This is a genomic window from Mesorhizobium zhangyense, from assembly GCF_011045115.1.
Taxonomy (GTDB): Bacteria; Pseudomonadota; Alphaproteobacteria; order Rhizobiales; family Rhizobiaceae; genus Mesorhizobium_M; species Mesorhizobium_M zhangyense.
Map to the genome: position 1 here is coordinate 144289 of NZ_JAAKZG010000014.1, position 17589 is coordinate 161877.

A 17589-nucleotide genomic window follows, 5' to 3' on the forward strand; every position below is an offset into this window, starting at 1 on the left:
GTCATCCTGGTGATATCGCGGCGGTCTACCTCCCGCAGCCATGCAGCAACACATGGTCTTTACGAGCGCTGAAAATATGAACATACTACTCGGTATGTTGTCAACGCGGCAAGCTTGAAGCCGCAGCTTGGAGGAGCGATGTCCTATCTGGAGGAGCTGTTTTCGGTAACCGGCAAGACCGCGCTGGTGACAGGCGCGGCGACCGGCATCGGCCGCATGGCCGCCACCGCGCTGGCGCAGGCCGGGGCACATGTGCTGATCGCTTCGCGCAAGGGCGATGAGTGCGAGCGCGTCGCTGCCGAGATCAATGCGCGGGGCGGCCCCGGAAAGGCCGAGGGCTTTGCCGGCGATGTCAGCACCGAGGCCGGCATACTGGCGCTGGCCGGCGCGGTGAAAGAACGAACCGGCAAGCTGAACATCCTGATCAACAATGCCGGCATTTCCTGGGGCGAGCCGTTCGAGACATTCCCCTACGCCGCCTGGGCCAAAGTGATGAATGTCAATGTCACCGCCATCTTCCACCTGACCCGCGAGTTGCTGCCGCTGCTTGATACGGCAGCGAGCGACGAGGACCCGGCCCGCGTCATCAATCTCGGCTCGATCATGGGCACGCAACCTTTCGCCGACAACGCCTATTCCTACACGGCGTCGAAGGCCGCCGTTCATCACCTGACCCGCACGCTGGCGATCGAGTTCGCCGGACGCCGCATCACCGTCAACGCTTTCGCGCCCGGTCCCTTTCAGAGCAAGATGATGGCCTTCGCCGTCGGCACTGACGACAAGGCAAAACGCATGGGCGCCAACATTCCCTTGGGGCGGATCGGCGCGCCCGATGACATTGCGGGTGCAACGCTGTATCTGTGCAGCCGCGCCGGCCGCTATGTCACCGGCGCCATAGTGCCCATCGACGGCGGCCAGTCGGTCCAGCACGGCCTGCCGCCCTTTACCCAATGACGAAAAGGCGAACCGCTTGACAACTTCCAGCCTGAAACCCGTAAGCCTCGAACAGCTTCTGTCCGGCGTCGGCAAGGAGGTCGGTGTCTCCCCTTGGCGTGAAGTCACGCAGACGATGATCGACCAGTTCGCCGACGCCACCGACGACCACCAGTTCATCCATTGCGACCCGGAACGGGCAGTGCGCGAGACGCCTTTCGGCGGCACCATCGCCCATGGCTTCCTGACGCTGTCGCTATTGTCGGCGATGACCTACGAGACCATTCCGCCTTTGGAAGGCGGCGACATGGGCATCAATCAGGGTTTCGAGAGCCTTAAATTTGTCGCCCCGGTGAAGACCGGCGCGCGCATCCGCACCCGTTTCGTCCTCGCCGATGTGAAGGCGCGGCCCTCCGGCTGGGTGCAGGTGGCGCACGACGTGACCATCGAGATCGAGGATTCGAAGAAGCCGGCGCTGACCGCGCGCTGGCTGACGCTGACCTATGTCGAACCGGCAAAGGAAGCTGGATGAGCGATCCGAATAGTCTCGATCGCGCAGCACTCGCCCCTTATCTGGAGGCCGAGGTTCCCGGATTTTCCGGGCTCGAGGCAATCGAGAAATTCAACGCAGGGCAATCGAACCCGACTTATCTGCTGGCGGCCAAAAGCGGGCGCTACGTGCTACGCGCCAAGCCGCCGGGTCAGTTGCTCAAATCGGCGCATCAGGTCGATCGCGAATACCGGGTGATGAAGGCGCTAGCCGGCACTGCGGTTCCAGTGCCGAGGATGCTGCATCTGGCGCCGGAAGAATCGCCCATCGGCCGCATGTTCTATGTGATGGAGCATGTCGAGGGCCGAATCTTCTGGGACCCGGCGCTGCCGGAAGCATCCTCGAACGAAGAACGCGCGGCGATCTACGATGCCATGAACGCCACGCTGGCGGCCCTGCACGATGTCGATGTTGAAGCCGCAGGCCTCGCCGACTACGGCCGCCCCGGCAATTATTTCGAGCGCCAGCTCGCACGCTGGACCAGCCAATACCGTGCTTCCGAGACCGGCAGCATCGCCGACATGGACCGGCTGATCGCCTGGCTGGAAACGCATATGCCGGCAGATGACGGCATCGTCTCGCTGGTGCATGGCGACTACCGGCTCGACAACATGATCTTCGCACCGGACCGGCCGCAGGTGCTGGCCGTGCTCGACTGGGAACTGTCGACGCTCGGCCATCCCTTCTCCGACATCGCCTATCAGTGCATGCAATGGCGCCTGCCGCACCAGTCCGGCTTTCGCGGGCTGGGCGGCATCGACCGTGCAGCGCTCGGCCTGCCGTCGGAGGAAGCCTATGTCGCCGCCTATTGCGAGCGGCGCGGGCTGCAGGATATCCCGCGCTGGACCTTCTTCCTCGCCTTCTCCTTCTTCCGCCTCGCAGCGATCTGCCAGGGCGTCTACAAGCGCGCGCTGGATGGCAATGCGTCGAACCCGGAAAAGGCGAAGATGTATGGCAAGGCCGTAAAACTCCTGTCGCATCTGGCGGCGGAACTCATCGACAAGGACAAATAAAGCATGAGCCGTTTTGACGGGATGACCGTGTTGATAACCGGGGCGACGGGCGGATTCGGCCGCCGTGCCGCCGAGCGTTTCGCAGCCGAAGGCGCGCGGCTCATCCTCTCGGACATGGACGAGGGCGTCCTGTCGGCCTTTGCCGAGACGCTCGATGTCGAGACAGCCATTCTGGCCGGAAACGTCGCCGACGAAGAGCTTTCGGAAAAGCTGGCGGCACTGGCCGTCGAACGCTTCGGGCGTCTCGACATCGCCGTCAACAATGCCGGCATCGCCCAGAGCTTCGTGCGCCTGCCGCAGGTTCCCTCCGACGAGGCGCGGCGGATCATCGAGGTCGATCTGCTCGGCGTCTTCTACGCCCTGAAGGCGCAGCTTCCGGTCATGGAGCGGCAATTCCGCAAGACCGGCAAGGGTGGCGCCATCGTCAACATCGCCTCCGTCGCGGGCCTTGGCGGCGCGCCGAAACTCTCGGTCTATTCGGCAGCCAAGCACGGTGTCGTCGGCCTGACACGCTCGGCTGCCGCCGAATACGCATCCAAGGGCATTCGCGTCAACGCGGTCTGTCCCGCCTATGCCCGGACGAAAATGGTCGACGATTTCGTCAAGATCACGCGCGCCACCGAGGCCGAGGCGATCACCGAATTGACGCGCGGCGTGCCGATGAAACGCGTCGCCGAAGTGGACGAGGTCATCGAGGTGATCATGTTTGCCGCTGACCCGAAGAACTCCTTCATGACCGGCCATACGCTGGCGGTCGACGGTGGCATTTCGGCCATCTGAACAGACCTTTTGATAATTCTACTCCGGCGGGCATCTGACGCAGTTTTCTCCGCTTCCGGTGCTCACGGACCCGAAAGTCCGCTCCGCTCCGGTTCTCGAAAACCACCCCAGCTGCCTCGCCCGAGCGAATTCTCAAAGAGGTCTTGGAAATCGTCAGCCGGCTTGGGCCTGCAACCTCTTAGACGAAAGTCATAAAACCAAAGGATCGATGGTCCTCGACCTTTCGCACGCGTAACTTTCACCCGCCGAATTGGGTTGGTTGGCCTACGCTTGTCTGCCCGTGTCGGCGGGATCTTTGGGAGGACACATCAATGGCAATGGCAGCAAGCGCGGGCTCAGCCACGCGCGGCATGACCCGTGAGGAAAAGAAAGTCATCTTCGCTTCCTCGCTCGGCACGGTTTTCGAATGGTACGATTTCTATCTCTACGGTGCGCTTGCTGCCTTCATCGGCGCGGCCTTCTTCAGCGAATATCCTGAAGCCACGCGCAACATCTTTGCGCTTCTGGCCTTTGCTGCCGGCTTCCTCGTGCGCCCCTTCGGCGCGCTCATCTTCGGCCGCGTCGGCGATCTCGTCGGCCGCAAATACACCTTCCTCGTCACCATCATGATCATGGGCACGTCGACATTCCTCGTCGGCCTGCTGCCCGGCTCGGCCACCATCGGTATTGCCGCCCCGATCATCCTGATCATCCTTCGTATGCTTCAGGGCCTGGCGCTCGGCGGCGAATATGGCGGTGCTGCGACCTATGTCGCGGAGCACGCGCCCGACGGCAGGCGCGGCTTCTACACCTCCTGGATCCAGACGACGGCCACGCTCGGCCTGTTCCTGTCGCTGGTCATCATCCTGATCATACAGGCCTCGATGAGCGCCGACGACTTCAAGGCCTGGGGTTGGCGCATTCCGTTCCTGATCTCGGTCGTCCTGCTCGGCATTTCCGTGTGGATTCGACTGTCGCTGAGCGAATCGCCGGCTTTCCAGCGCATGAAGGAAGAAGGCAAGGGTTCCAAAGCGCCACTGTCGGAAGCCTTCGGACAATGGAAGAACGCCAGGATCGCGCTGCTTGCCCTGTTCGGCCTCACCGCCGGCCAGGCCGTGGTGTGGTATTCCGGCCAGTTCTACACGCTGTTCTTCCTGCAGAACGTGCTCAAGGTGGATGGCGTCTCGGTCAATATCATGATCGCCATCGCGCTGGCGCTCGGCACCGGCTTCTTCGTCTTCTTCGGCTGGCTGTCGGACAAGATCGGCCGCAAGCCGATCATCATGGCCGGCCTTGCGCTCGCCATCGTCACCTACTTCCCACTGTTCAAGGCGCTTACCTGGGCCGCAAACCCGGCACTCGCCAGCGCACAGCAGAACGTTCGTGCAACGGTGACGGCTGCTCCGGGGGACTGCAAGTTCCAGTTCAACCCGGTCGGCACCAGAAAGCCGCTGACCTCCTGCGACGTCGCAACGGACTTCCTGGCAAAGAGCGCAGTTCCCTACGACATCGTGGCGACGGCTCCCGCCGGCACGCCTGCGAGCGTGAAGATCGGCGAGGAAACCGTCGAATCCTACGACGTGGTCGCTGCCGGAGCCGATGCTGCCGCCAAAGACGGCGCCTTCAAGAAGGGCATCAACATCGCTCTTCAGGACGGCGGCTATCCGCTGGTTCGCGATCCTGCGAAGGTCGCGGATTCGAAGCTCGACGCATTGGTCGCCGCCAACCCGAAACTGGCGCTTGACGCAGCCGCTATCCGCGGCGGCGAAAAGGCCATGGTTCCGGTCGACAAGGCCATCGCCGACAAGCTGGTGACGGCCGAGGAAGCGGCAGGTGCTACCGAAGTGCCGGTTTATACCGTTCCCGGCGCCGGCGCGTTCAAGATGGTTGCCGATCCGGCCGCCGTCAGCTGGCCGAAGATCATCGCCATCCTGTTCGTGTTCGTCGTTTATGTGACGATGGTCTACGGGCCGATCGCGGCGATCCTGGTCGAGATGTTCCCGACCCGCATCCGCTACACCGGCATGTCGCTGCCTTACCACATCGGCAACGGCTGGTTCGGCGGCCTGCTGCCAGCAGTCGTGTTCGCCATGAGCGCGGCCAAGGGCGATATCTACTACGGCCTCTGGTATCCGATCGTGATCGCGGCGATGACACTGATCATCGGCCTGATCTTCGTGAGAGACACCAAGGACACCGACCTCGACGCCATCAAGTAAGGCTGACAGAAACAAAACACCCGCCAGGCTTGACCGCCTGGCGGGTGTTTCTTTTTTGACTGAAAATCGAAGCGTCAGATTACTTCTTCAGCTTTTTCGGGCCGCCCGATATAGACGTAGACGTCACCGAAATCGGGTCGCTGGCCGGAAACGTATCCTCCAGCCCCTCTTCGAGCTCTTCTTCCGCCGTCTTGTTTTCAATTTCCTTCTTGCGCTGCTCACGTTCGAGCGAGCGCACGGCCGGCGATCTCTTCGCTTTGGCGTCAGGCGTTGGCGTCGGTTTCGACATGATGCTTTCCCTCAATCTGCTTCAGGCAAACGCCGCCTGCAATCGAAGGTTCCACCCTTCAGGCGGCAGCGTCAACAGCCGCCTGCGACAGGAACGCGAAGGCATAATCCGAGAACGAACGCCAGCATTCCAAGCGGAAAGCATCTTCCGCCGTGCGCAGGATAACCACCTCGATTTTGCCGAGAATCGTACGCGAGCAGGCGCCCACCGGAAACGCCGCAAGCGACAGATCCTGCGGGCAGCCGGCATTGAGCGTGGCAGCCGCTGCCGGCCCGGTGACGGAGAAGCCGACATTGCGATGCGAGACGCCGACCGCTGAATGCAGCGCCTTGACGCCGGCGCAATCGGCCAGCGGATCGCCACCTGCCTCGTCGATGACAAGCCACTCGTCCGGCCCGAGCCAGAGTGCGGTACGCCCATCCTTCGAAGCCGATGTCTTCGGCGCCTTGGGCAAGGTTACACCGAGCGCCTTTGACAAGGCGGCGACGGACGCGGCGGGCGCGCGCAGCGAAATACGTTCGGCAGGCGCCAGCACGGCAAGCTTGACGCCCGTCGCGGAGAAATCACGCCCGGCAAGCGCCGGTGCGCGCGCAGCGGTCGCAGTTTTGACAGCAGCTTTAGCCATTGAGGCGCTCTCCCTTCTCGTCGAAGAATACAGGCGAGCAGACCTCGACCTCGATCACGCTATCAGGCATCGGCACATGAAGCGTCTGCCCCATGCGGTCGCGCCCGTCGATCACCACGGCCAGCGCGATGCCCCGGCCGCAATTCTCCGACCAGTAGCTCGACGTGACATGGCCGATCATCGTCATCGGGATCGGCTGCCTCGGATCGGCGACGATCTGCGCGCCCTCTTCCAGCACCACTTTCAGGTCCTTCGCCTTCAGGCCGACAAGCTGCTTGCGGCCCTTGGCGACCAGATCCGGCCGCGTCAGGCCGCGAATGCCGACGAAATCGGTCTTCTTCTTGCCGATCGCCCAGTCGAGCCCGGCATCGTTCGGCGTCACCGTGCCGTCCGTGTCCTGGCCGACGATGATGTAGCCCTTTTCGGCGCGCAGCACGTGCATCGCCTCGGTGCCATAGGCGCAGGCGCCGTGCTTCTGGCCCTCGGCCCACAGCGCTTCCCACACCGCCTGGCCGTAGTCCGCCGGCACGTTGACCTCGAAGCCGCGGTCGCCGGTGAACGACATGCGGAACAGCCGAGTCGGTACACCGCAGATCTTGCCTTCGCGCACCGACATATGCGGCAGCGCCTCGTCCGACATGTCGATGCCCTCGACCAGCGGCTCGATGATTTTTCGCGAGTTCGGGCCCTGTACGGCAATCACCGCCCATTGCTCGGAAATAGAACTCAGCCAGACATTGAGATGCGGGAACTCGGTCTGGAGGTAATCCTCCATGTGGTTCATGACGCGGGCGGCACCGCCGGTCGTCGTGGTTACGTGAAAGCGGTCCGCCGCCAGCCTGCCGACGACACCGTCGTCATAGATAAAACCGTCCTCGCGCAGCATGATGCCGTAGCGGCAACGGCCGGGTTCCAGCTTCTCCCACGGATTGGTGTAGAGCAGTTCCATGAACTTCGCCGCATCCGGCCCGACAACCTCGATCTTGCCCAGCGTCGAGGCATCGAACAGGCCGGCGGATTTGCGCACGGTGACGCATTCGCGGTTGACCGCAGCATGCATGTCTTCACCCGGCTTGGGGAAATACCAGGCGCGCTTCCACTGGCCGACATCCTCGAACACAGCGCCGTGGGCTTCTGCCCAGCCATGCATCGCCGTCTTGCGGGTCGGGTCGAACAGCACGCCGCGACCGTGATTGACGATGGAGCCGAACGTCACCGGCGTATAGGGCGCGCGGAAGGTGGTGAGGCCGACGGCGGGAATGTCCTTGTCCAGCGTCTCGGCGGCAATCGCCAGCCCGTGCATGTTGGAGGTCTTGCCCTGGTCGGTCGCCATGCCGTTGGTGGTGAAGCGCTTGACGTGCTCGATCGAGCGCATGCCTTCGCGCACGGCAAGGCGGATGTCCTTGGCGGTGACGTCATTCTGGAAGTCGACGAAGGCCTTCACGGTAGTATCAGCGCCAGCGCCCGGCCCGGCACCGAGCATGCCGCCAGCCCAGCTTTCGGAAGTCTCGGCCTTCGGCTTGGCCGACTTGCCGGCCTTCGCGCCGGCATCCTTCGCCGCCTTCTCGCCTGCCGCATAGGCTTCGTCGAGCGTCGCGGAAATACCGTCCGTGCCATTGCAGGCGCCAACCGAGACGCAATCCTGCGCGTAGGTGCCCGGCAGGAAGCGCTTGGTGGCGTCGTCAAAGGCGACCTTGCCGCGCGACTGCGAGAACAGATGCACCGACGGCGTCCAGCCCGACGACATCAGCAGTGCATCGATGGGGATATTGCGCTCGCCGCCGCCATTCTTCGGCTGGATCGTCATGGAGGAAACGCGCAGACGCCCACCGGTCTTGATGACGGCGCGGCCATGGTTGATCTCGATGCCGAGCGCGCGCGCCTCATCGACGAGAGCGCCTGCTGGATTGTCGCGCAGATCGACGATGGCCGCGATGTTGACGCCGGCCTTCTTCAGGTCGATCGCCGCCGCATAGGCCGTGTCGTTGGCGGTGTAGACGCCGACATTCTGGCCGACGGCGACGCCGTAATGGTTGAGATAGGTGCGCGCCGCCGAAGCCAGCAGGATGCCCGGCCGGTCGTTGTCGGCAAACACCATGTGACGCTCTATGGCGCCGGTGGCGAGGATGACGCGTTTGGCGCGCACCTGCCACAGCCGCTCGCGCGGCAAATCGTGGCCAGGGCTGGCGAGATGCTCGCTGACGCGCTCTGTCAGGCCGACGAAATTTTGCGCGTAGTATCCGAAGGCCGTGGTGCGCGGCAGCACGCGGACATTGTCCATCGCCGCCAATTTCGCCGCAGTCGCCTGCGCCCATGACCAGCCATCGGCCCCGTCGATGCTTGTGCCGGCCTCGAAGTGCAATGCGCCGCCGAGTTCGGCCTGCTCGTCGCAGATGATGACGCGCGCGCCGGTCTCAGCGGCGGCAAGTGCTGCGGCCAAGCCTGCTGCACCGCCACCCAGCACCAGCACGTCGCAATGCTCGAAGCGCGCGGAATAATGGTCCGGGTCCGGCTGGTCGGGTGAAACGCCAAGACCGGCAGCGGCGCGGATTTTCGGCTCGTAAAGGCTCTTCCAGGCAGCCTTCGGCCACATGAAGGTCTTGTAGTAGAAGCCGGCCGAAAACATCGGCGAGGCCAGATCGTTGACCGCGCCGACATCGAAGGACAGCGACGGCCAGCGGTTCTGCGAACTGGCGCTAAGGCCGTCATAGAGCTCCTGCACCGTGGCGCGGACATTGGGCGTGCGGCGCGCCGCGTCGCGCTCGACAGATACCAGCGCGTTCGGCTCTTCCGCACCGGCAGAAAGAATGCCGCGCGGCCGGTGATATTTGAACGAGCGGCCGACGAGATGGACGCCATTGGCCAGAAGCGCCGAGGCCAGCGTGTCGCCAGCGAGCCCTGAATAGGACTGCCCGTCGAAGGTGAAACGCACGGTCTTTGCCGGCGTGAGGCGGCCGTGGCCGGAAATGCGGTGCGTGGCGGCCATCACGCGTCTCCCTTGCTGGCCGGCGCGCGCTTTGCCGCCGGTTTCTTCACATTGAGTTGGTCCGGCGGGCGGTTGGCATAGGCTGCCGGCCCGCTCTCCTTCTTCAGCTTGGAGATGTCGGGCTTCGGCTCGCCGGCCTTGTAGGTCATGACGAACTTGTCGGTGACCGTGTCGCGCACCGCGTTGAAGAAGCGCGCGCAGCCGTGAATATGCCGCCAGCGCTCATAGATGATGCCCTTGGGATTGGAGCGGATGAAGAAGAACTTTTCGAAATCCTCGTCGCTTACCGCCGCGATGTCGGCAGCGCGCGCGATGTGGGCTTCGCCGGCGTTGCGGAATTCGAGTTCCGGACGCTCTTCCTCGCAATAGGGGCAGCGGATGAGAAGCATGTCTTGTTCCTAAAGTTCGCCTTGGCGGATTTTTGAACCCTGGGGCTGGTCGCAGAGCCGTTCGCCGAGTGCCGCGAAGGGCGCCATGCGCTTCACCAGTGCCTCGACGGAATCCATCGGCACGATGAGGTCGCGATCGGCCATGTTGCCGAGGGTGAGTTCGAAGGGATTGACCGAGACGAACACCTTTCGCATCCGCGCAGGTTCCGCCTCGTCCTTTGCCGGCTCTTCGAGGAACATCACCATCCTCTTGCCGGCACTCCAGACGCAGGCGAGATAGCCGGAGCTGACCGTGAAAGGCCATTCCTGTTCATTGTCGGCGCGGCTGAGCTTCTGCAACCGCACTTCGTCGGCGCCGGGGAAATGAAACAGTCCCTTTTCGCCGGCCAGAACCAGCGGCGCCACGACGGCAAGTGTGGCCGCAATCGCCGGCATCAGTGCGCCACCGCCGCCGCTGCCGCCTCGTCGATCAGGCGTCCGGTGCGGAAACGCTCGATGGTGAAGGGCGCGTTGATCGGATGCGGTTCGTCGCGGGCGATAGTATGGGCAAAGACATTGCCCGAACCGGGCGTGGCCTTGAAGCCGCCCGTGCCCCAGCCGCAATTGACGTAAAGCCCCTGCACCGGCGTCTTGGCCAGGATCGGCGAGCGATCCGGCGTCACGTCGACGATGCCGCCCCAGCTCCGCAGCATCTTCATGCGCGTGAAGATCGGGAACATCTCGCAGATGGCGTCGAGCGTGTGGTTGAGGATGTGCAGGCCGCCGGTCTGCGAATAGGAGATATACTGATCGGTGCCCGCGCCGATGACCAGCTCGCCCTTGTCCGACTGCGAGATATAGGCGTGCACCGTGTTGGACATGACCACGCAGGGAACCACCGGCTTGACCGGCTCCGACACCAGCGCCTGCAAGGGATAGCTTTCCAGCGGCATGCGCACGCCTGCCATGTCCATCAGCACCGATGTGTGGCCGGCGGCAACGACGCCGACCTTCTTCGCGCCGATGAAGCCGCGCGAGGTCTCGACGCCCATCACGGCACCGTTCGGCGCGCGCTTGATGCCAGTAACTTCGCAATTCTGGATGATGTCGACGCCGCGCGCGGAGGCTGCACGCGCATAGCCCCAGGCGACCGCATCGTGACGGGCCGTGCCGCCGCGCCGCTGAAGGGATGCCCCGACGACCGGGTAGCGCGCGTCCTTGGAGATGTTGAGCGGCGGGCAGAATTCCTTGGCCTGTTCGGGCGACAGCCATTCATTGTCGATGCCGTTCAGGCGGTTGGCATGAATGTGGCGCTTGAGCACCTGCACGTCGTGCACATTATGCGCCAGCATCATGACACCGCGCGCCGAATACATGACGTTGTAGTTGAGATCCTGCGAAAGCCCGTCCCACAGCTTCACGGCGTGGTCGTAGATGCCGGCCGATTCGTCATAGAGATAGTTCGAGCGGATGATGGTGGTGTTGCGGCCGGTGTTGCCGCCGCCGAGCCAACCCTTTTCCAGCACCGCGACATTGGTGATGCCGTGTTCCTTGGCCAGATAATAGGCCGTCGCCAGCCCATGTCCGCCCGCACCGACGATAATCACGTCGTATTCGGCCCTCGGCTCGGGCGAGGACCATTGCTCATCCCAGCCCTTGTGGCCGCGCATCGCCTCGCGGGCGAGGGCAAAAACCGAATATTTCCGCATGGGCACTGGCCTCTTGGATGTCGGAAGGTCTCGTCTCTGAATTCAGAGCGCGAGGTGTATCACTAGCGAAAAGCGACAGCCAGCTTTGCACTGTTTGCGACGGCTATTGCCGTTTTGCGCCAGTGCCTGCCAGCCGCGACAAATCCTCTCAACCGCCGGCAGGTATCGGGTGGCTCGCACCGGCCTCATTTGCGACGACGGCGCATCGATGCGGACCGCTCCGGTTCGCCGCTCCACAGAGGAAACGCCAATCATGTCCGCTCTCGTCAACAAGGTCGCAATCGTTACCGGAGCCAGTTCCGGCATTGGCCGCGCCGCCGTAAAACTCTTCGCCGAGGAAGGTGCGAAACTCGTCGTCGCGGCACGGCGTCAGGCCGAACTCGACAAGCTGGTCGCAGAAATCGTCGAGGATGGCGGCACGGCAATCGCACTTGCCGGCGACGTCCGTGACGAGGCCTATGCAAAAGCACTGGTTGATCTGGCGACCGGCGAGTTCGGCGGCCTCGACATTGCCTTCAACAATGCCGGCGCGATCGGAGAGATGGGTCCTGTCCCGGACATGTCCCTCGAGGCGTGGAATGCGACGCTGGACACCAATCTGACCGGCGCCTTTCTCGGCGCAAAATATCAGATCCCGGCCATGCTGGAGCGCGGCGGCGGCTCGCTGATCTTCACCTCGAGCTTTGTCGGCCACACCGTCGGCATGCCCGGAATGGCGGCCTATGCCGCCGCCAAGGCCGCGCTGATCGGCCTGACTCAGACGCTTGCAGCCGAGTACGGGCCACGCGGCCTGCGGGTCAATGCGCTCCTGCCCGGCGGCACCGACACGCCGGCGGCAACGTTCAAGACGCCAGAGGAATGGGCCTTCGTCGAAGGTTTGCATGCGCTGAAGCGCGTCGCAAAGCCCGAAGAAATTGCCCGTTCAGCCCTTTTCCTCGCCTCGGATGCTTCGAGCTTCACCACCGGCACGGCCTTGTTTGCCGATGGCGGCGTTTCGATCAACCGGGTCTGACAGCTGTTTCGTTGACCGGTGGCTTCTTCAGGTTTATTCAGGCGGAAATGCGTTGCGCGGCAGATTGCGCGTGCATTTTCACATTTGAGAGAGGGATACGCGCCTTTTGCGCACTCTGCTCTCGACAACGCCGCTTGATTCTGCTATCAGCCGCCGCAATTCGCGGTGGTGACCGCTGCGAAAGCCAGTGGCTATTCGCCCCGCTCTATTGATTCGAACCCGAAAGACAGGATTGCCCGTGCAGGTACTCGTCCGCGACAACAATGTTGATCAGGCGCTTCGCGCGCTCAAGAAGAAGATGCAGCGCGAAGGTATCTTCCGTGAAATGAAGATGCGCGGCCACTACGAGAAGCCGTCGGAAAAGCGCGCCCGTGAAAAGGCTGAAGCCGTTCGCCGCGCCCGCAAGCTGGCCCGCAAGCGCGCTCAGCGCGAAGGCCTGCTTCCGATGACCCCGCGTCCGGTTCCGGCCGCAGGTGCAGCGCGCCCGGCGCGTTGATCTGGCCAATATTTCGTCCTTTTGCGAGGATACGGAAGGTGGGGTGATGAAGAATCACCGCCACCTTTTTGTTTTGTTCCGATTGCGCGCTATATGCTGCCGCGGAGCCTCCGCCGTATAGTTCGGCCGACCACAAGGGAAGAGCAGAGATGGAAGCATTGATCGGCGGGCGCAATCATTCCTGGCGCAACGCGGCCTTGGCGGCAGCGCTGCTTTCGGGTGTCGCGCTCACCGCCTGCCAGAGCGGCCCGACAGGCGAACTCACTTCCGTCGAAACAGCTCAGGGATCGAGCGAGAACATCTCGTCGCTTTCGGCGGTCATCTCCCGCAATCCGCAGGATCCCGAAGGCTACAATGTGCGCGGCTCGGCCTATGGCCGCGGCGGCAAGTATCGCGAAGCCCTGAAGGACTTCGACAAGGCGATCGAGCTTAAGCCGAATTTCTACCAGGCCTACGCCAACCGCGCCCTCATCCAGCGCTTTCTCGGCGATCAGGGGAAAGCGCTCGCCGACTACAACCAGGCCATCCAGCTCAACGCCAATTATGACGCCGCCTATATCGGCCGCGGCAATCTCTATCGCAAGGCAGGCCGCACGCAGGACGCTTTCAACGATTTCCAGAAGGCGATCCAGCTCGATACGACCGATGCGCGCGCCTATCACAATCGCGGCCTGATCTATCAGAGCCAGGGCCAGCACGCCTTCGCCATCGAGGATTTCTCGACCGCAATCTCGCTGTCGCCCGACGCCGCCGAACCCTATAACGGCCGCGGCCTCTCCTACCTCGCCACCAATGACGAGGACAACGCCTTCGCCGACTTCAACATGGCGATCAAGCTCGACGGCAATATCGCCGAAAGCTGGGCCAATCAGGCGCTGATCTACGAGCGGCGCGGCGACAAGGCTCGGGCGGCTAAATCCTATGCGCGGGCCGCACAGCTCGATCCCAACTACAAGCCGGCGACCGAAGGCCTGGCACGCACGCGCGGCTCATAAAGCCAACCGTTCCAGCAAGTGCAGGCCGATTGATTCCGCAATGGAACCGAACGGCACCCCAATCGGTTTTAAAGACACGATCCTGCGTTGAAAACGGCAAAAATTTGCCGTGTTTGCGGCCTAGATCGTGCTTGTAAGGCTGGGGGTTCTGTTTGCTTTCCCAAGGGATTGGATCGGGGCTTGGCTCAGCACGAATTGCTGGAGTTGAATCATGAAGAAATTTGTTCTCGCCGCGGCTCTGTTTTCCGCCGTCTCGACCCTTCCCGCACATGCCGGAAGCGTACAGCTCGGCATTCTCGATTGCGTCGTCGATGGCGGCACGTCCTACATCATCGGCTCGAACAAGGGCTTGGCCTGCACGTTCAAGCCCTACAACAAGGCCTATGGCCCTGACGTCTACAGCGGCGTCATCTCCAAGCTCGGCGCCGACCTTGGCATGACCCATCAGTCGTCGATCAGCTGGGCGGTTCTGGCCACCGACTGGGACGGCTATGGCAGCGGTGCGCTCGCCGGCAAATATTTCGGCGCATCCGCCGATGCCAGCCTTGTCACCGGCGGCGGCGTGAATGTCCTGCTCGGCGGCAACAGCCGCGCCTTTACGCTGCAGCCGCTCAGTGTCCAGACCCAGACCGGCGTCAATGTCGCGCTGGCTGTGACGCAGCTCGAGCTCTACAAGTCGCTGAAGTAATTCGCCGCTGCTCGCGGTCGAACTGAGAAAGCCCGGCCGATCTATCGGCCGGGCTTTTTGCTGTTTCCACCATTGCGCCACGCGCGACAACCACCTGATCCAGACCATGCGGCTCATTGCCGATCAGCCTTGCTTAATTTAGAAACCAAATAGTTTCTTTATTAGCGAGGCAGTTGCCGTGCGGCAAACAAGTCCAAGCGAAGACCGTATTCTGCGGCGCATAAAATTTCACGGCGCGCAGACGACCGGCGCGATCGCCGAGCATCTCGACATCACCACGCCGGGCGCGCGCAAGCATCTCACTGCCCTTCTCGATGCCCGCCTCGTTGTCTTCGAAGATCGCGGCGGCAAGGTCGGACGGCCGGAACGCTACTGGCTGCTCACGGCAGAAGCACAAAAGCTGTTTCCCGACAGCCATGCCGTGCTGACGGTCGAGATGCTGGACTCAGTGCGCTCGCTTTTCGGCGAAGACGGCCTCGACCGGCTGATCACCGACCGCGAACGGCAGATGCTCCGGCGCTACGATACCGCTCTTGCCGGGCTGGAGGGGCTAGCCGAGCGCGTCGCCAAGCTTGCCGACATCAGAAGCCAGGAAGGCTATCTCGCCGACGCTGCCCCCCTGCCCGACGGCGCATGGCTGCTTGCCGAAAACCACTGCCCGATCTGCGCTGCCGCAAGCATCTGCCAGGGCTTCTGCCGTTCGGAGCTGGCGCTGTTCCGGCAGGTGCTGGGCGACGACGTCAGCGTCGAGCGCACCGACTACATACTGGCCGGCGCGCGGCGCTGCGCCTACCGCATATCCCCAGCATCGGAGACAACAAAATGAGCGTGGCTTCAAACCGCGTCGACTGGCATGCCTTGTGGGCAAGCGGCGATCTCGCCCGCTTCTGCTTCATCTGCCTCGGCATCCTCCTTCATGCCACCAACGAAACCATGGTGGCGACCATCATGCCGGCCATGGTCGGCGATCTTTCCGGCGTCCAGCTGGTCGGCTGGTCGCTCGCCATCTACGAGGTCGGCGCCATCGTTGCCGGTGCCGCCGCCGGCAGGCTGGTCAGCTATGTGCCGCTGCGCACCAACATGGTGGTTGCCGCCCTGCTCTATTCCACCGGCGCGCTACTCTGCGCCACCGCTTCCTCCATGCCCTGGTTCCTCACCGGACGCCTGATCGAAGGGTTCGGCGGCGGCGCGCTGGTGTCGCTCGCCTTCGTTTCGGTGGAACGCCTTTTCCCGCGCAAGATCTGGCCGCAGCTTTTCGGCGTCATGTCGGCCATCTGGGGCGTGGCGGCCTTCAGCGGCCCGCTGCTCGGCGCACTGATGGCGCAGGCGTTCTCCTGGCGCTGGGCCTTCGGCGTGTTCTTTCTCGGCGGCATCGCCATGGCGCTGGCCTGCTTTGCCGTGCTGCGCAGCCCGGAGGCGACGCGCCGCACGGCGGGACTGGGCACGCTGCCGCCCTTCCCCTTCCTGGCGCTAGGCGCGCTCGCGGCAAGCGTCATCCTGATCGCGCTTGCCGGCGTGAAGATTGACCTGCTGCGCTCGTCGCTGTTTCTCGTGCTCGGCATTGCAGCGCTTGGCATGTTCTTCGTGCTGGATGCGAGAAAACCGCTGTCGCGGCTGTTCCCGTCACGCCCCTTCGACTGGCACTCGCCGGTCGGCAACGGCATGATCATGATAGCGGCCTTTTCGGTCGCGACGGTTTCCTTCGCCGTCTACGGGCCGCTGCTGCTCACCAGCCTGCACGGCATATCGCTGCTCACCACAGGCTACATCATTGCAGCCGAATCCATCGCCTGGTCGGTCCTGTCGATCCTCGTCGCCAACGCACCGCCGCACCGCGAAAGACTGATCATCGTCACCGGCGCCTGCATGATCACAGCCGGCGTCGCAGGCCTCGCCTACGCAATTCCCCAGGGTTCGATCCCACTGGTGCTGTTGTGCGCGCTTTTGCAGGGCGGTGGCTTCGGCATCGCCTGGCCTTTCGTCACCCGCGTCATCGTTGCGGCCGCCGACCCGTCCGAAAGCACGGTCGCCTCATCCGCCGTACCGACCATGCAGCGCATCGGCTACGCCATCGGTGCAGCGATCAGCGGCATTATCGCCAATGCCAGCGGCTTTTCGCACGGCTTGAGCGGCGCGACTGCGCACAGCGTGGCGGTATGGCTGTACCTGGCCTTCGTGCCACTCGGCATCGTCGGCGTGGTGGCGGCGACACGCATTGTGCGCCGGCAGAAGTTTACTGCTGATTCCAGGCGAGCGGCGGAGGCAGACGGTCCGGGCTGAAGTCGACATGCAGGACGCGACGCCTCGACGGATTTATCAACCGTTCCGACCTGTGGAGCGTCACGAGCCGCATCGCCAGCACATCCCCTGCCTTGGCCGTGCACCGCACCGACGGTACGCGCTTCGCGACATCAATCACCTCGGCAGCTGGAATCCGGCCCAGCGAATGCGATCCGGGCACGATGTCGAGCGCGCCGTTGTCGATGCCGGCGTCGTCGAGATGCAGCCTCAGCGTCACCATCCGCATCAGCAGGTCGATAGGCGGCTCGACATGCGCGACGCCGTCCTTGGTGTTCCAGTTGCTGAAGCCAACGACATCGTGGCGCGCCTTCACCGCAATGGTCCGGTCCTGATGCCACGGCACGCCCCAGTTGGTTTCCGGCGTCTTGTCGAAGAAGACGATGCGCACCGGTTCCATGGCCGCCGCGTCGTCGGGCCGAAACGACTGGGCAATCCGTCCCAGAGGTCCCGCCGCAGCGACGATCCTGACGATCTCAGCTGGAACCTGCAGCGAGCGGACGCCGGGACGTCCGTCGATGGTATCGCCGAAGGCATCGATGACTTCGCCGATCACCGATGCGGAAACGGCGCCGCGAAGGATCTCGGCGCCGTCTTTGTCGAATTGCAGCTGTTCGCTCAAATCGGCGCTCAGTGATCCATGGCCTTA

Annotated in this window: 18 protein-coding genes; 11 read left to right on the plus strand and 7 right to left on the minus strand. The window is 63.3% G+C overall.

Features of this window, described 5'->3' with window-relative positions; genetic code table 11:
- Nucleotides 1–138 precede the first annotated feature (138 nt).
- From G6N74_RS24930 to G6N74_RS24950, 5 genes are all read left to right on the plus strand, one after another.
- Nucleotides 139–954 carry an SDR family oxidoreductase gene (locus G6N74_RS24930; protein WP_165120709.1) on the plus strand — a complete coding sequence of 272 codons (816 nt, stop codon included), beginning with the start codon at nucleotides 139–141 and terminating at the stop codon, nucleotides 952–954.
- Between the two features lie 31 nt (nucleotides 955–985).
- On the plus strand, nucleotides 986–1465 hold the full coding sequence (locus G6N74_RS24935; RefSeq protein ID WP_165120729.1) for a MaoC family dehydratase: 480 nt from the start codon (nucleotides 986–988) through the stop codon (nucleotides 1463–1465).
- The gene (locus G6N74_RS24940) at nucleotides 1462–2496 is read left to right on the plus strand and encodes a phosphotransferase family protein (RefSeq protein WP_165120710.1); all 1035 of its coding nucleotides are present in this window, start codon (nucleotides 1462–1464) and stop codon (nucleotides 2494–2496) included. The genes G6N74_RS24935 and G6N74_RS24940 overlap by 4 nt, the downstream gene beginning before the upstream one ends.
- Before the next feature lie 3 nt (nucleotides 2497–2499).
- On the plus strand, nucleotides 2500–3276 hold the full coding sequence (locus G6N74_RS24945) for an SDR family NAD(P)-dependent oxidoreductase (RefSeq protein ID WP_165120711.1): 777 nt from the start codon (nucleotides 2500–2502) through the stop codon (nucleotides 3274–3276).
- A gap of 311 nt (nucleotides 3277–3587) precedes the next feature.
- Nucleotides 3588–5474, plus strand: coding sequence for an MFS transporter (locus G6N74_RS24950; protein ID WP_165120712.1), 1887 nt, complete (start codon nucleotides 3588–3590; stop codon nucleotides 5472–5474).
- Between the two features lie 79 nt (nucleotides 5475–5553).
- On the opposite strand, the gene G6N74_RS24955 is transcribed toward G6N74_RS24950, so the two are convergent.
- From G6N74_RS24955 to G6N74_RS24980, 6 genes are read right to left on the minus strand one after another with little or no spacing between them, the layout of a single operon-like run.
- On the minus strand, nucleotides 5554–5763 hold the full coding sequence (locus G6N74_RS24955) for a hypothetical protein (protein ID WP_165120713.1): 210 nt from the start codon (nucleotides 5761–5763) through the stop codon (nucleotides 5554–5556).
- A 58-nt stretch (nucleotides 5764–5821) separates the two neighbouring features.
- Nucleotides 5822–6388, minus strand: a complete 567-nt coding sequence (locus G6N74_RS24960; RefSeq protein WP_165120714.1) for a sarcosine oxidase subunit gamma — start codon at nucleotides 6386–6388, stop codon at nucleotides 5822–5824.
- Nucleotides 6381–9374, minus strand: a complete 2994-nt coding sequence (locus G6N74_RS24965; RefSeq protein WP_165120715.1) for a sarcosine oxidase subunit alpha — start codon at nucleotides 9372–9374, stop codon at nucleotides 6381–6383. Before G6N74_RS24965 ends, G6N74_RS24960 begins: the two co-directional genes overlap by 8 nt.
- Nucleotides 9374–9763: a sarcosine oxidase subunit delta gene (locus tag G6N74_RS24970; RefSeq protein ID WP_165120716.1), complete on the minus strand. Its 390-nt coding sequence runs from the start codon at nucleotides 9761–9763 to the stop codon at nucleotides 9374–9376. Before G6N74_RS24970 ends, G6N74_RS24965 begins: the two co-directional genes overlap by 1 nt.
- Before the next feature lie 9 nt (nucleotides 9764–9772).
- Nucleotides 9773–10198, minus strand: a complete 426-nt coding sequence (locus G6N74_RS24975; RefSeq protein WP_165120717.1) for a hypothetical protein — start codon at nucleotides 10196–10198, stop codon at nucleotides 9773–9775.
- A complete protein-coding gene (locus G6N74_RS24980; RefSeq protein ID WP_165120718.1) occupies nucleotides 10198–11451 on the minus strand; it encodes a sarcosine oxidase subunit beta in 1254 nt (417 codons plus the stop codon). Before G6N74_RS24980 ends, G6N74_RS24975 begins: the two co-directional genes overlap by 1 nt.
- 253 nt (nucleotides 11452–11704) lie before the next feature.
- Between G6N74_RS24980 and G6N74_RS24985 the strand changes: the two genes are divergently transcribed.
- The 6 genes from G6N74_RS24985 (at nucleotide 11705) to G6N74_RS25010 (ending at nucleotide 16922) form a co-directional block, all read left to right on the plus strand.
- The gene (locus tag G6N74_RS24985; RefSeq protein WP_165120719.1) at nucleotides 11705–12463 is read left to right on the plus strand and encodes an SDR family oxidoreductase; all 759 of its coding nucleotides are present in this window, start codon (nucleotides 11705–11707) and stop codon (nucleotides 12461–12463) included.
- Between the two features lie 238 nt (nucleotides 12464–12701).
- Nucleotides 12702–12959, plus strand: coding sequence for a 30S ribosomal protein S21 (rpsU, locus tag G6N74_RS24990; protein ID WP_091915561.1), 258 nt, complete (start codon nucleotides 12702–12704; stop codon nucleotides 12957–12959).
- Between the two features lie 149 nt (nucleotides 12960–13108).
- Nucleotides 13109–13954, plus strand: a complete 846-nt coding sequence (locus G6N74_RS24995; RefSeq protein ID WP_165120720.1) for a tetratricopeptide repeat protein — start codon at nucleotides 13109–13111, stop codon at nucleotides 13952–13954.
- 211 nt (nucleotides 13955–14165) lie between these two features.
- Nucleotides 14166–14642, plus strand: coding sequence for a DUF992 domain-containing protein (locus G6N74_RS25000; protein WP_205826850.1), 477 nt, complete (start codon nucleotides 14166–14168; stop codon nucleotides 14640–14642).
- Nucleotides 14643–14820: 178 nt separating this feature from the next.
- Nucleotides 14821–15468 (plus strand): helix-turn-helix transcriptional regulator, encoded by a 648-nt coding sequence (locus G6N74_RS25005; RefSeq protein WP_312857917.1) that lies wholly within the window; start codon nucleotides 14821–14823, stop codon nucleotides 15466–15468.
- Nucleotides 15465–16922, plus strand: a complete 1458-nt coding sequence (locus G6N74_RS25010) for an MFS transporter (protein ID WP_165120721.1) — start codon at nucleotides 15465–15467, stop codon at nucleotides 16920–16922. Before G6N74_RS25005 ends, G6N74_RS25010 begins: the two co-directional genes overlap by 4 nt.
- On the opposite strand, the gene G6N74_RS25015 is transcribed toward G6N74_RS25010, so the two are convergent.
- Nucleotides 16876–17562, minus strand: coding sequence for a phytanoyl-CoA dioxygenase family protein (locus G6N74_RS25015; RefSeq protein ID WP_165120722.1), 687 nt, complete (start codon nucleotides 17560–17562; stop codon nucleotides 16876–16878). The two genes, G6N74_RS25010 and G6N74_RS25015, sit on opposite strands and share 47 nt — an antisense overlap.
- Between the last annotated feature and the right edge of the window lie 27 nt (nucleotides 17563–17589).